Here is an 18,048-nt window from a genome sequence, read left to right on the forward strand (position 1 = left end):
TGCAAATGCCTCCCTGCCTTTCGGCTGGAAACAGCCTATATCGCCTGCATGACAGACAGACCTGACGTGCCCGATCCGGAACGTAACCGACTGACCGGGCGGATTGCCCGTACGGCCCGCGTGGGCGCAAACCTGTCTGGCGCCGGTATCAGTTTTGCGGCCAATTCCCTGTTTGGCGGGGACCAGGGCGACGAACGGATCGCAAAGGCACTGGCCGCGGCCCTTGGCAGGTCCAAGGGGCCGCTGATGAAGGTGGCGCAGATGGTGTCGACCATCCCGGACTTCCTGCCTGCCGAATATGCTGCTGAACTCGGCCAGCTGCAGGCACAGGCGCCCGCGATGGGCTGGCCGTTCGTCAAACGCCGGATGCGGGCCGAGCTTGGCCCGGACTGGCTGTCGAAATTCGACGTCTTCCAGAAGGAGGCTTCGCATGCGGCCTCGCTGGGACAGGTGCATGACGCGCGAATGCATGACGGCCGCCGCGTCGCGTGCAAACTGCAATATCCGGACATGTCGAGTGCGGTGGAATCCGATGTCGGCCAGCTGAAGGCCATGCTCGGCCTGTTCAGGCGCATGGATGGTTCGATCGACCTGACCGAGATGGTGAGCGAGGTCACCGACCGTTTGCGGGAGGAACTCGATTACGAGCGCGAGGCGAAGCACATGGCGCTCTACCGGAACATGCTCGCCGAGAAGGAATTCGTGCAGGTTCCCGAACCGATTGCTGAACTGTCGACCGAACGCCTCCTGACCATGACTTGGCTGGACGGTGAGCGCCTCGACGCGTTCGAGAATTCACCCCAGGAGACGCGTAATCATATCGCCGAGATGCTGTTCTGGACCTGGTGGGGCCCGTTCAACGGCCATGCCGTAATCCATGGCGATCCGCACCTTGGCAATTACCAGGTGACGGGGGGTGGCACCGGCATCAACCTGCTTGATTTCGGCTGTATCCGCGTTTTCCCTCCCACGTTCGTGGAAGGCGTGGTCGACCTCTACCGCGCCATGCTGCGCGATGATTTCGACGGGGCCTATGCCGCCTATGAAAAATGGGGCTTCCAGAACCTGTCGCGGGACCTGGTCGAGGTTCTGAACATCTGGGCGCGTTTCATCTATGGTCCGTTGCTGGACGACCGCGTGCGCAGTGTTGCCGATGGTGTGTCAGCGGGCGAGTATGGCCGCAAGGAAGCCTTCCAGGTGCGCAAGCTGCTGAAGGAAAAGGGGCCTGTGAAGATCCCGCGCGAGTTCGTGTTCATGGACCGCGCCGCCATCGGCCTTGGCGCCGCCTACCTGCGGCTCAGGGCCGAAGTGAACTATCACCGCCTGTTCGAGGAAAGCCTTGAAGGTTTTGACGTGAAGGTCGTCGCCGGGCGCCAGGCAGCGGCTCTGGAGGCGGCGGGTCTCTAAACGGGCTGGCGCAAGCGCCGAGACGGCGCTAATGCCTCCCCATGACCGATGACTTTACCAGAAGCCAGACATTCGAAATCCCTGAAGGCTATGTGCATTTGCCATGGCATCGCGGCTTTGGCCGGCAGGTCGGCCCGCTGTTCGAAAAGCGCGACGCAACCGGACTGACCCGGGCGTTCCGCGTTGAGGAACATCATACCAATGGGATGATGAACGCCCATGGCGGGATGCTGATGACCTTCGCCGACATGGCCTGGGGCGGGGCCGTCGAGAAGGACGAGGACACGTGGTGGGTGACCATCCGCCTGATGTGCGATTTCCTGTCTGGCGCCAACCTTGGCAGCTTCATTGAGGGCAAGGGGGAGGTTGTCGGCGTCGCCGATGATGTCATCACAGTGGAGGGGCGTATCTGGACCGGCGACAAGCTGTTGATGCGGGGCACCGGTATCTTCAAGCTGATTGCCCGGCGGGACGGCGCGCCAGGGCGTGGCTAACCGGTTGACTTTCGGCCTGCCCGTAAGTATCCGCCACACCAATGAACACTGCACTGCACCACCATCACCACCACGCGTGACGCGCCGGCGAGGCGCGACCCGGTCCGGCTGCGCCTCCTGAAAGTGTTCATTTCCCAGAACCAGACCAGATGAGGCAGGCCGAGGCAGGGACGCGCTTCGGCGATGTGTTGCCTTTCCATCCGGACCGTCTGCGTCTATGCGGAGCGCGTCGGCAAACAGGACCTGAATGACATGAGCGACAAGGACACCCAGCCCCTCACCGGCAAGGATCTTGCCCGCAAGCCGCGCGGATTTCCCGACCAGCGCGAAGCGCGGGTCCATGCGCAGGCTGAACTGGTTGAAAAGGTTACGGCCGTTTACCGCCAGTGGGGCTTCGAGGCGCTGGAGACGGGCGCGTTCGAGTACGCCGATGCGCTTGGCAAGTTCCTGCCCGATGATGACCGGCCGAATGCGGGTGTCTTCGCGATCCAGGACGATGACGAGCAGTGGATGTCGCTGCGCTATGACCTGACGGCGCCGCTTGCCAGGTTCATCGCGGAGTCAGGTCAGGCCGTTGGCAGGCCGTTCCGCCGGTATGCTGCGGGTCCTGTCTGGCGCAATGAGAAGCCCGGCCCGGGTCGGTTCCGTGAATTCTGGCAGTGCGATGCCGACACCGTAGGCGCGCCGGGCTTCCACGCCGACGCTGAAATGATCGCCATGGGCGCCGAGGCGATGCGTGCGGTCGGCATGCAAACCGGTGAGTTTGTCATCCGGGTGAACACAAGGCGGCTGCTGAACGGTGTGCTGGACGGTGTCGGCGCTGCGTCTTCCGAGACGCGTCTGGCCATCCTGCGGGCGCTGGACAAGCTTGATCGTCTGGGCTCCGGCGGAGTGGCCGACCTGCTCGGCAAAGGGCGCCTCGATGAGAGCGGCGACTTCACCCGGGGCGCAGGCCTCGGTGATGCGGAAGTGAAAGCCGTGCTGGCCTTTGCCGAAGCGGGCGCGAAAACGCGGGCCGAAACGCTGGCCAATCTCTCGAAGGCCGCCGGCAATAGCGAGGAAGGCAAGGCGGGTCTCGCGGAGCTTGAGGCGATAGCCGTGGCGCTGGAGGCCCTCGGCGCGCCCGAAGGCGATGTTGTGATTGATCCCTCCGTTGTGCGAGGGCTCGAATATTATACCGGACCTGTCTACGAGGCTGAATTGCTGCGCGAGGTCACAGGCGAGGACGGCAAGTCCTACCGCATCGGATCCATCGGTGGCGGCGGGCGCTATGATGACCTGGTTGCGCGGTTTACAGGTGAAACGGTCCCGGCAACGGGGTTCTCTGTGGGCATCTCGCGGCTCGCTGCGGCGCTCGCCATCATGGGTGAGACAAGCAGGCTCGACGGCCCGGTCGTGGTGCTGAACCTTGACAAGGAGAACCCGACGGTCGCGCTTCAAGTGGCGACGGAGCTGCGCCTGGCGGGCCTGCGTGCGGAGGCCTATATGGGCGCCTCGGGCATGCGGCCGCAGATGAAATATGCCGACCGCCGCGGCGCGCCGGCCGTGGTGATGGTTGGCAGCGATGAACTCGCCAAAGGAACCGTCACGATCAAGGACCTCGAGATGGGCGCCCTGAAAGCAAAGGCGATCGAGTCGAACATGGAATACCGCGAGGCGCGGCCCGGCCAGGTCGAGGTGCCGCGCGCCGAAATGGTGCAGGCTGTGCGCCGCATTGTCGAGGCACAGGGATGACGCCGGAACAGATTGTCGAAGCCGCGAGCGCCGTTTTTGCGCGCACGGGCGCACGCCTGGTCGATCCGGCCTATGTGCTGGCGTCCGATATTCCGCTCGAACTGTCCGGCGAGGCAGTGCGGGCGCGGCTTTGCGTGTTCACGGACCATCGCGGCAATGAAATGGTGATGCGGCCAGACCTGACGCTGCCGGTTGCAGGACTGGAAGCGGAGCGCCTTTCCTCCGGGAAGAACGGACCTGAAGCCTACACCTATGCCGCGCGCGCTTTCCGCCTTCCGGCATCGTCGGATGATTCGATGGAATTCACGCAGGTGGGTTTTGAACGCTTCGGCCGGGCCTCAACGCCCTGTGAGGATGCCGATGCCTTTGCCCTGGTTCAGGCAGCCGTGGCGGCGTGCGGCATTGACGACTGGCGCATGGTGATGGGCGACCTTGCCGTGTTTCCCGCCTTTGTCGATGCGCTCGGCCTGGCCCGTGTGACAACTGACCTGCTGAAGCGCGCGTTTCGTCAGGAAGGCGGTGTGGCCGAGTTGCTGGCAGGGGCGCCGTCAGCGCCGGAAGTGGACCTTGCCCATGCGCTTTCACAGGCTGCGCCGGATGAGGCGGGCGAGCTGTTTCTTGATGCGCTGCGCGACAGGTCCATTCCGATGATCGGAACACGTTCGGTCGGCGAGATTATCGAGGGGCTGGTGGCAAAGGCGGCTGCCGCCGATGCAGGCGGAGTGCCCGGGGATGCGCGCCGGGCGCTCGGCGCCCTTGCAAGTGTGAACTGTGCCGCGCCCGAAACGGCGTTGGAACTGTCGGGCATCGCGCGTGAGCACGGGCTTGCAGTGATGGACCCGGTCATCGAGCGTGTCGCCAGGCGGGTCGATGCGATCATCGGCGCCGTACCGCAGCTCGGCGAACGCGGCCGGTTCCGATCCGGGTTTGGCCGACGCTTTGCATACTATGACGGCTTCGTTTTCGAGACCTTTGCTGGCGCGCTGACCGAGCGCCAGCCGATTGCTACAGGCGGACGCTATGACGGCCTGATTGCGGGCCTGTCGGCCGGGCGCGCGAAGGCGACCGGTATTGGCGGGGTCGTGCGCCCGGACCGGGTCGTCCGTGCACGGGGGAGAAGGTCATGAGCAAGCTGTCATTCGCGATTCCGTCCAAGGGACGCCTCAAGGAACAGACAGAGCAATGGCTCGCGGGTCTCGGGTTCCCGGTCAGCCAGATTGGCGGAGACCGCGGCTACCAGGCCGAGATAGCCGGCCTCGGTGATGTCGAGATGCGCCTGCTGTCAGCGCGGGAGATTGCCCAGGGGCTGATCGATGGCAGCCTGCATATCGGCGTGACGGGCGAAGACCTGCTTCACGACCTGGCCCCTGAAGGACCGGGTGACTTCCGGGTCGTGCGCCAACTTGGCTTTGGAGGCGCGGACGTGATTGTTGCGGTACCACAGGCGTGGCTGGACGTGGATACGATGTCGGACCTTGAAGCGGCGGGTGCGGCGTTCCGCAAGCTGCACCACCGGCGCCTGCGAGTGGCGACCAAGTACATGCGCCTGACACGGCGCTTCTTTGCGGCGAAATCGGTCGGCGAGTACCGTCTTGTCGAAAGCGCAGGTGCGACCGAAGCGGCGCCGACAACAGGTGCTGCCGATGTCATTGTCGACATTACATCGACGGGCGCGACGCTCCGAGCAAACGGCCTGAAGATACTGTCCGACGGTGTGATTCTCAAAAGTGAAGCCTCTTTCGCACTATCTCCGACGGCAGACTGGGGCGAGGCCGCACAGGCGTCCTGCTCGAAGCTTCTTGGAAGACTGGCTCCGGGTTCAACAACCGATGCGAAAAAATTATTGAACACATTCTTGACACAAGTATGAAACTGGTCACCTATGATCAGGCAAGTTTCTGGGAGGAAACGCTGCAAACGGTGGAGAGGCGCCAGACCCGGTTTCAGGTCTGGCGCCTCTTTCTGTCTGGAGGTGTATCAGGTCGTTTCGGTACGCTTCATGCCAGGGGAAACAGGAAGCAGGTGAAGGCCGAGACGAACCGTAACAACGGCTCAGGTGAGGTAGGGGGCGTTTTGAACATTGCGTCCGATCCGCCTCGGCTTCCCGATTAACAATATGTACTTATCGATAATCGTCAAGCATTATTATCGTTTTTCGATTAATCTTTTGTAATGGGCAAAGCGGGTGCCATTGGCGGGGCCATGCCTGCGGTTTGAGCTGTCCGTATCCAGTCACCTGGAGCGCATCCCGGACCTGCGAGTTCGAATGATCGTTCGTAAACAGAGTGGTGTTCTCGTTCTGAAGGATGAAGGACAATTTCAAATTGTCCGCCGGGCAAGCGCCAGGCGGCGAACGATTCGTTCGCGGATTACCGACTAGCCGATGCCGCCCGGGAAAATGCCGGCAATTCGATCAGCGTATTTATTTGGAGGCGGGCACAGTCTCAACCAGACTGCCGCTGTCGATACCGACACGATTTACGAGCGGTTCCAGTACCAGCCTGTCTCCATCACGCATCAAGGGGGCGATCTGTCCCGTCTGACCATGGTTGCGCATGTCCTGGACCGCTTCACGGGGAGACACAGCTGCTTCACTGGTTACCACGACACCATCCTGGCCCAGCGCGGCTACCCGTGCATCGCCCGTGTCTGATGATGTAGCTGGCTTGATGTCCGGGACCTGAGCAAGGGTCGGCAGCGTCAGAAGAAAGGAAATCGCGGCGATCAGGGTTGTTTTCTTCATCTGAAATGTCTCCTGCTGGAAGTGTCGCCTGCATTGAAAGCCTAACGCGTTGGCCCAGCATTGTCACATTAACTCGCCCGGGATCAGCGGCGCATGAGTTGACTTCCCCGGGGCGTCTCGCCAAGCGTAGCGCCAACACATCACGCTTGCGCACCGCAGGGAGCATTCATGACCGATCCACGCCAGCACATCATGCCCGTCTACAGGCCGCCCGAAGAAGTCTTCGTCGAAGGCAAAGGGGCCTATCTCTTCACCGAGGACGGCTCGCGCTATCTTGACTTCATTGCGGGTATTGCGGTGACGGCACTGGGCCATGCTCACCCCGCACTGGTGGATGCGCTGCGCGATCAGGCCGGAAAGCTGTGGCACACCTCGAACATGTTCCGCGTGCCGGCCGCCGAACACCTGGCCGACAAGATTTGCCGCGACACGTTCGCTGACCGCGTTTTCTTCACGAACTCCGGCACGGAGGCGATCGAATGTGCGATCAAGTCAGCCCGGAAATACCACTGGGCCAATGGCCGTGAAGAACGCATCGACATCATCACGTTTACCGGCGCTTTCCATGGCCGCTCCATTGGCGCGATCAATGCCGGCGGAAACCCGAAATATCTTGAAGGCTTTGGCCCGGCGCTGCCTGGTTTCGTACATCTTGAATGGGGTGACCATGATGCGCTGAAGGAAGCGGCGGCGCGCCCGACGGCCGCGGCAGTTCTGGTCGAGCCCGTGCAGGGCGAAGGCGGTGTGCGCGCCATGCCGGACCAGTGCCTGACAGGCCTGCGTCAGCTATGCGACGAACACGGCATCCTGCTGATCTTTGATGAAGTCCAGTGCGGCATGGGCCGCACGGGCAGACTGTTCGCGCATAACTGGGTGGAGGGTGCGGAGCCGGACATTCTCTGCGCCGCGAAGGGCATTGGCGGCGGCTTTCCGTTCGGTGCCTGTCTGACCACCGAAGCCTGCGCCGAGCATATGCAGCCCGGCAGTCACGGGTCCACCTATGGCGGCAACCCGCTGGCCATGGCGGTCGGCAATGTTGTCTGGGACATGATTGCGAACGAGGATTTTCTCGCCGAGGTGCGCCGTGTTTCCGGCACGCTGGCGCAGGGCTTGAAAAGCCTCGCTGACAGCCATCCTGACAAGGTGGACGGCGTGACGGGCAAGGGCCTGCTGACAGGGCTGAAGATCAAAGCCGATCCGAAAGGCCTGCAGGGCATGTGCCGCGAGAATAACCTCCTGGTCGGCGTCGCCGGGGCCAATGTGCTGCGCCTTGCGCCGCCGCTGGTCATCACGGACGAACATGTGCGCGAAGCCACGGGGATACTCGATGCAGCCCTGACGGAGTGGCAGCCGGCCTAGCGAAGCAGGGCCAGGAGTTTCGGTGAATAGGCGGCCTCGTTTTCCTGCAGCCTGCGTCTGGAAATCGGGCTGCGTTCGAGCGACTGGCCCGCAAACTTGATCCATGCCGTGCCGTCTGTTCCGGCAAAATGGCTTTTCTGTACCGACAGGTGTTCCAGGTAATTCAGGAACAGCTCGGATAATGTGGCCGCCCGTTCATAATCCGGGTGGCCTGTCTCGATGTTCGCGCCGTCAAAGAAATATTTCCTGAGCTCCGGATAGGTCATCAAATGGGTGCGGAAGTCTGCGGCCTGCGAATAGATGGCCGCATGGGCTGTCGTGCGGATCGACTGGCCGAGGCGCCTGATCTGCATGATCACAAAGACAAACCCGGCCAGCGTGATCGCCAGCCCCGATACATCCACCACCATGCGAATTGTTTCCGGATCCATTCCTGACATCAGCCTCTCCCCATCTGGTCCATGTGGCAGACTGGCGGGAGAGACGCTGTTGCGTCAAGGCTGCCCGGGCTATCGCATGGCGCGTGGCGCGCTAGGATAGTGCCATGAGCAAGATACGTGCAGCCTGTATCCAGATGCGTTCCGGTGTGGACGTGATGCCGAATATTGCCATGGCGTCCCGGCTGATCCGTGAGGCGACCGGACAGGGAGCGGGCTTCATTGCCACCCCGGAAATGACCAATCTGCTGGACATTCGGCCCGGCATGGCGCGGCCGAAGCTCGTCGCGCAGGATGATGACGCTGCACTGGCGGCCTTGCGGGCGCTGGCGGGTGAGCTGGGCATCTGGCTGCTGATCGGTTCGATCGCGGTGAGGGTGGAAGGCGAAGACCGGTTTGCCAACCGCTCCTTTCTCATCGGACCGGACCGGGCCATTCGCGCACGCTATGACAAAATCCACATGTTCGATGTCGAGGTGGGCGACGGGCAGAGTTACCGCGAATCGCGCGCCTATCGGCCGGGCGGGTCTGCCGTGCTGGCCGATACGGATTTCGGCACGGTCGGTATGACCATCTGCTATGACGTGCGCTTCCCGCATCTCTATCGCCAGCTGGCACAGGCCGGTGCATCGATCCTCACCGTGCCGGCCGCCTTCACGCGCGTGACGGGCGAGGCGCATTGGCTTGTTCTGCTGCGGGCGCGGGCCATCGAGACGGGCTGTTTCGTGGTCGCGCCTGCCCAGGGCGGCCGGCATGAGGACGGACGCGAGACGTTCGGCCATTCGCTTATCATCTCCCCGTGGGGCGAAATCCTGGCCGAGGCCAACGGAGACGAGCCAGGCGTCATATGGGCCGACCTTAACCTTGAGGAGGTCGAGATGGCGCGCAGACGCATTCCGTCCCTTGGTAACGATCAGGCCTTTGGCCTGAATTCTTCCGGTAAAGACTAGCGCCCCAGCCGGCGGCGGAATTCCTCGTAGCCGAAATTTGAAATCGGTTCGACCGTGCCGTCTTCCCAGCGCACGGCGAGGTTGGCGAGCGGTGTGCCGTTGAACGTGTTCGTCTTGACGAAGCTGTAATGCATCTGGTCGGTGAAGATCAGCTGCTGGCCGGGCACCAGGGGTTCGGGGAAGGAATAGTCGCCAAGCACGTCGCCGGTCATGCAGGTCTTGCCGCCGAGGCGATAGGTGTGCGCCAGTTCACCCGGATCGCCCGCACCGACAATGTCGGGGCGGTAGGGCACTTCCAGAACGTCAGGCATATGCGTCGAGGCGGAGGCATCAAGGATGGCAAGGTCGATCTCGTTGCGGTGCAGCGCGAGGACGGTTGCATGGAGCTCGCCTGTATTGACCACGAGGCCCGCGCCGGGCTCCAGCACGACCTCCACATCGAACCTGGCCTTGAAGGCCCTGATTGCGGCGATCAGCGCATCCACGTCATAGCCGGGCTTGTTGAGGAAATGGCCGCCGCCGAAATTCACGGACGAGACCTGCTCGATGTAATTCCCGAAATTCCTGGCGACGAACTCGATCAGGCCGACCGAGCCTTCCTCCAGGCTCTCGCACAGAGCGTGCACGTGGAAGATGTCGACGCCCGACCAGTCGACGCTGTCCAGCATGGCCGGCACTTCGCCAAAGCGGCTGCCGGCGGCTGTGGGGTTGTAGAGATCGCCGCCGAGGGTGGCATTGGAATAGCCGGGGTTCACCCGCAGGCCGACCTGGCAGCCGGCATTGCGCGCGATGGCGCCGAAGCGGGACAGCTGTTCGGCCGAGTTGAAATAGACGTGCTGGGCGACCTCGGTGAGGCGGCGCACTTCGTCTTCAGTATAGGCCGGTGAATAGACATGTACTTCCTTGCCGAATTCCTTGTGCCCCATGATGGCTTCATGTTCGCCGCTGGCGGTCGTACCATCGAGATAGTCGCGCATCATCGGGAATACGGCGGGCATGGCGAACGCCTTGGTGGCGAGCAGGACCTTGCAGCCGGCTTCCTCGCGCACGCGCGCGGCCGTCTCCAGATTTGTCCGGAGGCGGGCAATGTCGAGGACGAAGCAGGGGGTGGGGATGCTCTCAGGAAAGGATGCGGCGTTCATGTTTTCGGACTCTTGCAAAAGGAGGGCTCACCCTGAGCGAAGTCGAAGGGCGGGCGCGGGCAGAATGATCGTGTGCGACGCCCGGGGCTCGTCCGTCGACTTCGCTCAGGATGAGCCCCTTGTTGATAATCAGGTCTTCACGGCAAACAGTTCTTCCTGCGCGCCGGGCTCGAGGTCCACGATTGTCGTGGGCAGGCCGCGACTGGCGAGGTCGTCGAGGAAGGGCCTGGCCGGGAACTGTTCGACGTTGAAGACGCCCTTGCCGCTCCAGATGCCGTCAAAGAACATCTTCGCGCCGGAAACGGGTGGCACGCCGGTCGTGTAGGATACGGCCTGCGCAGAAACTTCCCTGTTCGTCTCGGCGTGGTCGGAGACGTTGTAGAGCATCTTCGTCAAAGGCCTGCCATCCTTCTTGCCACGGATGATCACGCCGATGCTGGTCTTGCCGGTATAGCCCTCTGCGAGGGACGAGGGCACAGGCAGCAGGTCGCGCAGGAATTCCATCGGAACGATGTCCATGCCCTTGTGCCTGATGGGTTCCAGGCCGATCAGGCCAATGGATTTGAACACTTCGAGGTGCTTGATATAGGCCTCGCCGAACGTCATCCAGAAGCGGATCTGCTTCAGGCCCCTGATGTTCTGTACCAGGCTTTCCTCTTCCTCGTGATAGATGAGGTAGGACGCCCGGGGGCCGACTTCCGGATAGTCGATATCGCACTTGATCGAGAGGGCAGGGATCTCGATCCACTCGCCGTCTTTCCAGTATTTCCCGTCCTGCGTCACTTCGCGGATGTTGATTTCCGGGTTGAAATTGGTCGCGAATGTTTTGCCATGGTCGCCGGCATTGCAGTCGACAATGTCGATGTATTCGATCTCGTCGAACAGTTCCTGCTGGGCATAGGCGCACCAGATGTTCGACACGCCGGGATCGAAGCCGCAACCGAGAATGGCGGTTATGCCTTTTTCGACGAACCTGTCGTGATAGGCCCACTGCCAGCTGTATTCGAACTTGGCGACGTCACGCGGCTCATAGTTCGCGGTGTCCATGTAATTGGTGCCGGTCTCGACGCAGGCATCCATGATCGGCAGGTCCTGATAGGGCAGGGCCATGTTGATCAGCAAGTCCGGCTTCACCTTGTTGATCAGTGCGACAAGTTCGGCGACATTGTCGGCATCCACCTGCGCGATCTCAATCGGCGTCCTGCACATCTTAGCCACTTTCTCGCAGCTTTCGATGCGGCGCGAGGCCAGCGTGATATGCTTGAACGTGTCGCGGTCCATGGCGCATTTCTGCGCGACGACAGACCCGGCAGCGCCGGCGCCAATGATGAGTACCGTGTCCATGTGTCCTGTCTCTCCTGAGGCTAGAGGGGCCGGTGGGCTTGCCCGTCACATAGGGCAAACCGGACGGCTTCGCCAGTGGAGAGATGTGGGCGGATCGCGCGAGGCAGCCGCGCGATCCGGATTGCCGCAACGCCGGAAATGGCGTTTGGGAGGAAACGCGCGTGCCGCCTCCGGCGCTGCGGCAAAGGCCTGGCTCAGGCCGCGCGGCGCGGCGGGTCGAGCCGGGAAATCTCATCGGTCAGCCACGCATAGTGACGTTCCAGGCGGGTCACCATTGCGACTTCGATCTCGGACCGGCAGGCGAGTTCCTCGCGCCATGCTTCCAGCACGCGCACCTGCTGCTTCAGCCAGCAAAGCATCGCGCTGTCGTCTATGGGCATGTACATGGTCAGGGTCTCCAATCCGTTATTTGCGACTCATTCTCAATTGAATTTTGCACAGCACGCCTCGGTTTGCAACTCATTCTCAAAAAGTGACGCATTCGTAACGGGAAAGCTGAGCTGAACCTGCGGTTTACTGGCGCTGGGCCATGAAACGCGCTATGCCCCGCGCTTCGTTTTCAACGGGAGCGCTCGCGCATGCATTCAGATTCGGCCCCACGCCACTTCCTCGACATCTGGCACCTCGATTCGGCTGAGCTGCGCGCCATCCTGGATGAGGCCCATCGGGCAAAGAAGGCCCGCGTCGGCTGGCCGAAGGGCAGGGTGGATACCGGGGCCCCGCTGGAGGGTCACACGCTGGCCATGATCTTCGAGAAATCCTCCACGCGAACGCGCTTCTCGTTCGATATGGCGATGCGCCAGCTCGGTGGATCTTCGATCACGGCGACCAGCAATGACATGCAGCTTGGCCGCGGTGAGACAATCGAAGACACGGCGCGCGTGCTCAGCCGGTATGTCGACGCCGTGATGATCCGCGCAAACGATCACAGCGATGTCGAGACATTTGCCGAATTTTCCAGCGTACCCGTCATCAATGGGCTGACAGACCGCTCACACCCTTGCCAGATCATGGCTGATCTCCAGACTCTGGAAGAGAGCGGCCTGACCCTGCGCGGATCCCGCATCGCCTGGGTTGGTGATGGCAATAATGTCTGTGCGAGCTTCCTGCACGCAGCGGCCAAGTTCGGGTTCTCGCTGGCCGTTGGTACGCCGCAACGGTTCGCGCCGGATGACGAGGATGTCGAGATTGCCCGCGAGATGCAGGCCCGGATCGACCTGTATGAAACGGCGGAGGAGGCTGTCGCAGGCGCTGATGTCGTCATCGCGGATACGTTTGTTTCCATGGGTGACCAGGATGCCGAGCGGAGACTCGAAATCCTCGAACCCTACGCTGTGACCGAAGACCTGATGGAACTGGCGGCGGGCGGTGCAAAATTCCTTCACTGTCTGCCAGCCCACAGGGGCGAGGAAGTTGACGCAGAGGTGATCGACGGCCCAAGCTCGCTCGTCTGGCATGAAGCTGAAAACCGTCTGCATGCCCAGAAGGCCATCCTGCGCTGGTGCCTCGACAAATAGGCTCTATTCCTGCGGCTGCACTTCCCTGAGGCCGAGCGCGACCGGCAGGGCCAGCCCGCTCATGATTGCGAGCAGGCCCAGTACGGTGGCCTCGCCTGCATATTCCGCCACCAGGCTGAACACGCCGCCGAGCAGCAGCAGGCTGCCGATGATCGTGTTGGACAGAGCTGTATAGGCCGCGCGCGTGTCCTGAGTGGCCATGTCGACCAGGTGTGTCGACCGGCCAAGGCGAACGCCCTGATAGGCGATCATCAATGCAAACAGGACCAGCGGCAGCGCCCAGACCGCTCCGAGCAGGCCGGCAGCGTTCAGGCCGAGCGCTGCGCACAAGGCGAGCGTGGCGGCGCCGGATGTCAGGATCAGCACCTTGCGACTCGACTTGTCAGCCAGCCGTCCCCAGACATAGGAACTCAAAAGGCCTGCACCGGCAGATGCGATGATAAGCAGGCCAAGTCCGCCAAACCCGCCAGCCCCGTCTGACCCGCTGCTGCGTGCAGCAAGCGCCACCATGAATGGCGGGGCGAGGGCGGTCGAGATAAGCAGGGCACGCACGGCAATGAAGCGGCGCAACTGGGCGTCCTCACCAAGGAGACCAAGATTGTCCATGGCGGCGCGAAATGGATTGGCGCCGCCTTCGGTTGCGCCTGGAGCCTCCTTCAGTTGCATGAAGATAGCGGCGCCTGCAATCCAGAAGACACCGGCACCGATCAGGCCGGCGCTGACAAGGTCCATGCGCGCGCCCAGGCCGGAAGCAAGCAGGGCGCCGAAGAGCAATACGGCCGCAGCCCCGACAGTTGTTGCCGCGCCTGTAGCCGATCCGCGCCGCGACTTCGATACCGTCTTGCCCAGCACATCCTTGTAGGTGACCGAACACACAGATCGCGCCACGGCGAGTACGCCCAGCGCCGCGATGATCGCCATGCCTGCCCTCGCGCCTTCCAGAGTCAGGGCAGCCATGGCGATAGCCAGCGCAGACAGTCCCTGAACCATCGAGCCCGCCGCCCAGGCCCATTTCCGCTGCGCCAGCCGTCTCAGGGCGCCGGCTGTGAACAATTGTGGCAACAGGGATCCGGCTTCGCGGACAGGTACCAGCAAGCCGATTAACAGGGTGGGCGCTCCCAGTGTTGCGAGCAGCCAGCTGAGCACAAGTTTCGGGTCAACCAGGCCATCGGCAATCTTGCTGGTCGACAGGGCCATGACGTGTGTCGTGAAATTGCGGGCTTCCTCATTGCATGAGGCTTCGGGAATGTCCCTGCAGACGCGGCCATCATCACCCGCTGTCAGCATCTCAAAGACCAGTTCGCGCGTGGAGTCCGCCATGGCCGCACACATAGACGAGATGGAACCGGTGGCAATGGCTGACCGACCGCTCTTTCCTGATCACGAATGCGCGAACCCGCTGGCCTGAGGCCTGTACCTGTGGCTACACAGGACGCATGGCTGATACGATCTTTCCAGGTACGAAGTTCTCCGATCCCTTCATCACGGCGAAGGGCGAGACCCGTGCGAGCGTTGACTGGCAGGGGCTCAGAACGCTCTGGCTGAATACCGGCACGCTTTGCAACATCGAATGCGCCAATTGCTACATCCTGAGTTCGCCGACCAATGACCGCCTCGTCTATCTGAAACAGGCAGACGTGACGCCCTTCCTGGATGAAATCGACGCGCTTGGAGAGGGCCCGAAGGAAGTCGGCATTACCGGCGGCGAGCCGTTCATGTGTCCGGAAATACTACAGATCATGGAGGCGGTCCTGACGCGTGGGCATCGGCTGCTGCTTTTGACCAATGCCATGCGGCCAATGATGCGGCCACGCATCCAGGCAGGCCTGCAGGACCTGCTGGCGCGTTTCGGTGACCGGATGACCCTGCGTGTTTCGCTCGATTCCCATGATGAGGCGGCCCACGATGCCGAGCGGGGACAGGGTGCCTTTGCGGAGGCGTGCAGGGGGGTGGCGTGGCTGGGTGAGCTGGGGGTAAGTGTGGCCCTGGCCGGGCGCCAGGCGCTGACGGAGGATGAAACCGACGCCCGCGCGGCCTATGGCAGGCTGGCAAGCCGTCTCGGCCTGTCGCTCGATCCATCCGACCGCACACAGCTCGTGCTCTTCCCCGAGATGATCGCGCGCGACGATCCGCCGGAGATCACGACGGCCTGCTGGCAGATCCTGTCCAAGGATCCGGCCGACATCATGTGCGCATCCCAGCGTATGGTCATTCGCCGCAAGGGGGCCAGCCGGGCAACGGTGACCGCCTGTACCCTGCTTGTCGATGATCCGGCCTTCGAACTTGGTGCGTCGCTGGCCGAGGCGACGGCAGAGCCGGTGCGCCTGAACCATGCCTGGTGCGCCAGCTTTTGTGTTCTGGGTGGAGGCAGCTGCTCAGCCTGACAGGCCTGCCCCTTGCCGCACCGGCCCGGCGCTGCCACATGGGGGCCTTCAACCGCCCCGCCGGAAAGCGAACCCATGCCTGATACCGCCCGTCCTGACAGCGATTTTGTCGTCAACTTCCAGATCGACCAGCGCCCCGTGCGCGGCCGTGCCGTCCGTATGGGCGCTGAAAGCCTGTCACCTATCCTGCACCGCCACGACTATCCGCCTCATCTTGCCCGCATCCTGGGCGAAGCCGTAACGCTGGCTGCAATGGTTGGCGCGTCGCTGAAATTTGACGGTCGGATTCTCGTACAGGCCGAGGGTGACGGTCCTGTCTCCATGCTGGTTGGCGAGTATCGCACCGATGGCGGGGTGCGCGGTTATGCGAAGTTTGACGCTGATCGCTGGGCACATCTGGAGAAGGTCAACAAGGGCGCGGCGCCGCACATGCCACAATTGTTCGGACCGACCGGGCGGCTTGCGCTGATCCTGATCCAGGACGATCCATCGGTTGCGCCCTATCAGGGGATTGTCCCTCTGGAAAAAGGCACGCTGTCTGAATGCGCCGAGGACTATTTTGCGCAGTCCGAGCAGGTGCCCAGCCGTATCAAACTGACCATCGCGGAACTCGACCGCAAAGGCGAAACGCCGATCTGGGTGTCGGGTGGCATGCTTGTGCAGCGCATCGCGAGCGACGAGGCGCGTGGCGACACGTCAGAGGTCTGGCGCGAAGCCGAAGCCCTGTTCGGCACGCTCAGCGACGCTGAACTCGTCGACCCGGACCTGGCCATGCCGGACCTCCTGTTCCGCCTGTTCCATGAACAGGGTGTGCGGATGGAAGACCGGGTTGGCCTTGTCGACAGTTGCACCTGCAATGAGGAACGCCTTGTCGGCACGCTGCAATCCATGCCGGATGACGCGCTGCGCGAAATGGTCGAGCCTGACGGCACGCTGGCCATCGATTGCCAGTTCTGTGCGCGTCACTATGTGGTGCCAATCGGGCAGGTCACCGGCAAGGTCAGCTGACGGCCATGACCATACGTCTGGCTGGACGGCCCGGACTATTCGTCCGGGCCGTCCATGCCGAGGATGATCTGGGCATAGCCTTTTGACAGCCTGCCCATGTTCTCGACAGAGATGCGCTCATTCGTTCCGTGAAATCCTGTCAGATCGGCTGGCGTCATGATGGCAGGGGCAAAACGGTAGACGTTGCTGGTAATGGCGGCGGCGAAGCGGGAATCGGTCGCGCCCAGCACCAGGCCCGGTGCGACGGGCGCGCCATTGCCTGCCAGTTCAGCAACGCTCGCCAGTACGGCGTAGGCGCGGTTGTCGGTCGGGGAGACGGGCGATGCGGGGCTGTTGATCCCGTCGCCACCGGTCTCAACGTCAATCCCGTCAATTCCGGCGGTGACATCCCTGACGTGCTTTATCACTTCGTCCGGCGTGTCATTGGGATGCACACGGAAGTTGACGGTTGCGATGGCGCGCTGCGGAAGCACGTTTTCCTTGGCCGAGCCGCGCAACATGGTCGGGGCGGTTGTGGTTCTGACCATGGCATTGCCGGCGGAATTCTTCGCCAGGGAAGATTCGACCATTCCCTGGAACAGCCACAGGTTGGCCATGGCCATGCGCTGGGTGAAGGGCATGTCCTTTCCGGCTGCGCGGAAAAGGTCTGATACAGGCGGCCTGGAGAAGTCTGCCGGCATCTGGTTTTCCTCAAGCGCAAGGATGGCCTTTGCGAGGTTCACGTTTGCGGAATTACGGGGCGGTGTAGACGAGTGGCCACCTTGTGCAACCGCCGTCACGTTGACGGTCACATAACCCTTCTCCGCGATCCCGATAATGCCCATCGGCTTGCCTGACAGGGGCGACGGATCAATGATCATGAAGCCTTCGTCGAGCGCCATTTCAGGCTCGACACCGCGGGATTTGAGCAGGGCGACGCCCGCCTCTGCGCCCGAGCCGGACACTTCCTCGTCATGGCCGAACATGAAGAGCACGGTGCGCTCTGGTTCGAAGCCGGAAATCGCGAGCGCTTCAGCCGCTTCCATCAGGCCGACAAGGTTGCCCTTGTCGTCTATTGCGCCGCGCCCATAGACGTATCCGTCAATGATCTCGCCGGCAAAGGGCGCGCCGGTCCAGTCGGACTCGGTACCCATATTGACCGGCACGACGTCCTGGTGCGCCATGAGCAGGATCGGTTTCAGCGACGGATCGCTGCCCTGCCATGTGTAGAGAAGCGTCAGCGTGCCGGGCACGATTTCCCGGCTCATGGCGGCATGCGCGGCGGGATAGGTGTCTGACAGCCAGTCGTGAAGCGCGAGCCATTCGCCTTCCTGACCCGGACGCGGATCGCCGCCCGCCAGGGTGATCGTCCTGAACTGGATGATTTCGGACAAGTGCTGCGCAGCTGTTTGCGCAGAGACGTCTGGCGCATCCGGTAAGTCGACGCGCTGGCCAACCGGTTCACCGCCATAGGAGAACGTGCGGACGAGTATTATTCCGACGACCAGCAAGATCAGTCCCGCCACCCCGAAGATCAGCTTTTTCAGCAT

18 protein-coding genes are annotated in these 18,048 nt (G+C 62.5%); 11 read left to right on the top strand and 7 right to left on the bottom strand.

The annotated features are described in order from the left end of the window. Positions 1-48: 48 nt before the first annotated feature. The 6 genes from ACQ66M_RS11590 (at position 49) to ACQ66M_RS11615 (ending at position 5,747) form a co-directional block, all read left to right on the top strand. On the top strand, positions 49-1,407 hold the full coding sequence (locus tag ACQ66M_RS11590; RefSeq protein WP_350170714.1) for an ABC1 kinase family protein: 1,359 nt from the start codon (positions 49-51) through the stop codon (positions 1,405-1,407). Between the two features lie 41 nt (positions 1,408-1,448). After that, on the top strand, positions 1,449-1,901 hold the full coding sequence (locus tag ACQ66M_RS11595) for a PaaI family thioesterase (RefSeq protein ID WP_350170715.1): 453 nt from the start codon (positions 1,449-1,451) through the stop codon (positions 1,899-1,901). Between the two features lie 252 nt (positions 1,902-2,153). After that, positions 2,154-3,635, top strand: coding sequence for a histidine--tRNA ligase (gene hisS, locus ACQ66M_RS11600; protein ID WP_350170716.1), 1,482 nt, complete (start codon positions 2,154-2,156; stop codon positions 3,633-3,635). After that, a complete protein-coding gene (locus ACQ66M_RS11605; RefSeq protein ID WP_350170717.1) occupies positions 3,632-4,762 on the top strand; it encodes an ATP phosphoribosyltransferase regulatory subunit in 1,131 nt (376 codons plus the stop codon). The genes hisS and ACQ66M_RS11605 overlap by 4 nt, the downstream gene beginning before the upstream one ends. Then, a complete protein-coding gene (gene hisG / locus ACQ66M_RS11610) occupies positions 4,759-5,505 on the top strand; it encodes an ATP phosphoribosyltransferase (protein WP_430403933.1) in 747 nt (248 codons plus the stop codon). Before ACQ66M_RS11605 ends, hisG begins: the two co-directional genes overlap by 4 nt. Then, entirely contained in the window at positions 5,502-5,747 is a 246-nt protein-coding gene (locus tag ACQ66M_RS11615; RefSeq protein ID WP_430403935.1) for a hypothetical protein, read from the top strand. Before hisG ends, ACQ66M_RS11615 begins: the two co-directional genes overlap by 4 nt. 310 nt (positions 5,748-6,057) lie before the next feature. On the opposite strand, the gene ACQ66M_RS11620 is transcribed toward ACQ66M_RS11615, so the two are convergent. Beyond that, positions 6,058-6,378 (bottom strand): hypothetical protein, encoded by a 321-nt coding sequence (locus ACQ66M_RS11620; RefSeq protein WP_350170719.1) that lies wholly within the window; start codon positions 6,376-6,378, stop codon positions 6,058-6,060. A 168-nt stretch (positions 6,379-6,546) separates the two neighbouring features. Between ACQ66M_RS11620 and ACQ66M_RS11625 the strand changes: the two genes are divergently transcribed. Then, the gene (locus ACQ66M_RS11625; protein WP_430403937.1) at positions 6,547-7,737 is read left to right on the top strand and encodes an aspartate aminotransferase family protein; all 1,191 of its coding nucleotides are present in this window, start codon (positions 6,547-6,549) and stop codon (positions 7,735-7,737) included. On the opposite strand, the gene ACQ66M_RS11630 is transcribed toward ACQ66M_RS11625, so the two are convergent. After that, positions 7,734-8,177 (bottom strand): hypothetical protein, encoded by a 444-nt coding sequence (locus ACQ66M_RS11630; RefSeq protein WP_350170721.1) that lies wholly within the window; start codon positions 8,175-8,177, stop codon positions 7,734-7,736. The genes ACQ66M_RS11625 and ACQ66M_RS11630 overlap by 4 nt on opposite strands. Positions 8,178-8,281: 104 nt before the next feature. Here ACQ66M_RS11630 and ACQ66M_RS11635 point away from each other — a divergent pair, with 104 nt between their 5' ends. Continuing rightward, on the top strand, positions 8,282-9,124 hold the full coding sequence (locus tag ACQ66M_RS11635) for a carbon-nitrogen hydrolase family protein (protein ID WP_430403939.1): 843 nt from the start codon (positions 8,282-8,284) through the stop codon (positions 9,122-9,124). Here the strand turns inward: ACQ66M_RS11635 and ACQ66M_RS11640 are convergent. From ACQ66M_RS11640 to ACQ66M_RS11650, 3 genes are all read right to left on the bottom strand, one after another. Continuing rightward, the gene (locus ACQ66M_RS11640; protein ID WP_430403941.1) at positions 9,121-10,266 is read right to left on the bottom strand and encodes a carboxynorspermidine decarboxylase; all 1,146 of its coding nucleotides are present in this window, start codon (positions 10,264-10,266) and stop codon (positions 9,121-9,123) included. The genes ACQ66M_RS11635 and ACQ66M_RS11640 overlap by 4 nt on opposite strands. Positions 10,267-10,395: 129 nt before the next feature. Continuing rightward, positions 10,396-11,610 (bottom strand): saccharopine dehydrogenase family protein, encoded by a 1,215-nt coding sequence (locus ACQ66M_RS11645; RefSeq protein WP_350170585.1) that lies wholly within the window; start codon positions 11,608-11,610, stop codon positions 10,396-10,398. A 194-nt stretch (positions 11,611-11,804) separates the two neighbouring features. After that, on the bottom strand, positions 11,805-11,996 hold the full coding sequence (locus ACQ66M_RS11650) for a hypothetical protein (protein ID WP_430403943.1): 192 nt from the start codon (positions 11,994-11,996) through the stop codon (positions 11,805-11,807). 192 nt (positions 11,997-12,188) lie between these two features. Here ACQ66M_RS11650 and argF point away from each other — a divergent pair, with 192 nt between their 5' ends. Next, positions 12,189-13,127 (top strand): ornithine carbamoyltransferase, encoded by a 939-nt coding sequence (argF, locus tag ACQ66M_RS11655; RefSeq protein ID WP_350170587.1) that lies wholly within the window; start codon positions 12,189-12,191, stop codon positions 13,125-13,127. 3 nt (positions 13,128-13,130) lie between these two features. On the opposite strand, the gene ACQ66M_RS11660 is transcribed toward argF, so the two are convergent. After that, positions 13,131-14,447 carry an MFS transporter gene (locus tag ACQ66M_RS11660; RefSeq protein ID WP_430403945.1) on the bottom strand — a complete coding sequence of 439 codons (1,317 nt, stop codon included), beginning with the start codon at positions 14,445-14,447 and terminating at the stop codon, positions 13,131-13,133. A 116-nt stretch (positions 14,448-14,563) separates the two neighbouring features. Between ACQ66M_RS11660 and ACQ66M_RS11665 the strand changes: the two genes are divergently transcribed. Together ACQ66M_RS11665 and ACQ66M_RS11670 are read left to right on the top strand one after the other, a co-directional pair. Then, the gene (locus tag ACQ66M_RS11665) at positions 14,564-15,511 is read left to right on the top strand and encodes a radical SAM protein (protein WP_430403947.1); all 948 of its coding nucleotides are present in this window, start codon (positions 14,564-14,566) and stop codon (positions 15,509-15,511) included. A 75-nt stretch (positions 15,512-15,586) separates the two neighbouring features. Continuing rightward, complete coding sequence (locus tag ACQ66M_RS11670; RefSeq protein ID WP_350170590.1) at positions 15,587-16,519, top strand: Hsp33 family molecular chaperone HslO; 933 nt, start codon at positions 15,587-15,589, stop codon at positions 16,517-16,519. A gap of 35 nt (positions 16,520-16,554) precedes the next feature. Here ACQ66M_RS11670 and ACQ66M_RS11675 read toward each other — a convergent pair whose 3' ends face one another. After that, on the bottom strand, positions 16,555-18,048 hold the full coding sequence (locus ACQ66M_RS11675; RefSeq protein WP_350170591.1) for a M20 family peptidase: 1,494 nt from the start codon (positions 18,046-18,048) through the stop codon (positions 16,555-16,557).

The sequence above is a fragment of the Hyphomonas sp. genome (assembly GCF_965284475.1).
In the GTDB taxonomy this organism is placed as follows: Bacteria; Pseudomonadota; Alphaproteobacteria; order Caulobacterales; family Hyphomonadaceae; genus Hyphomonas.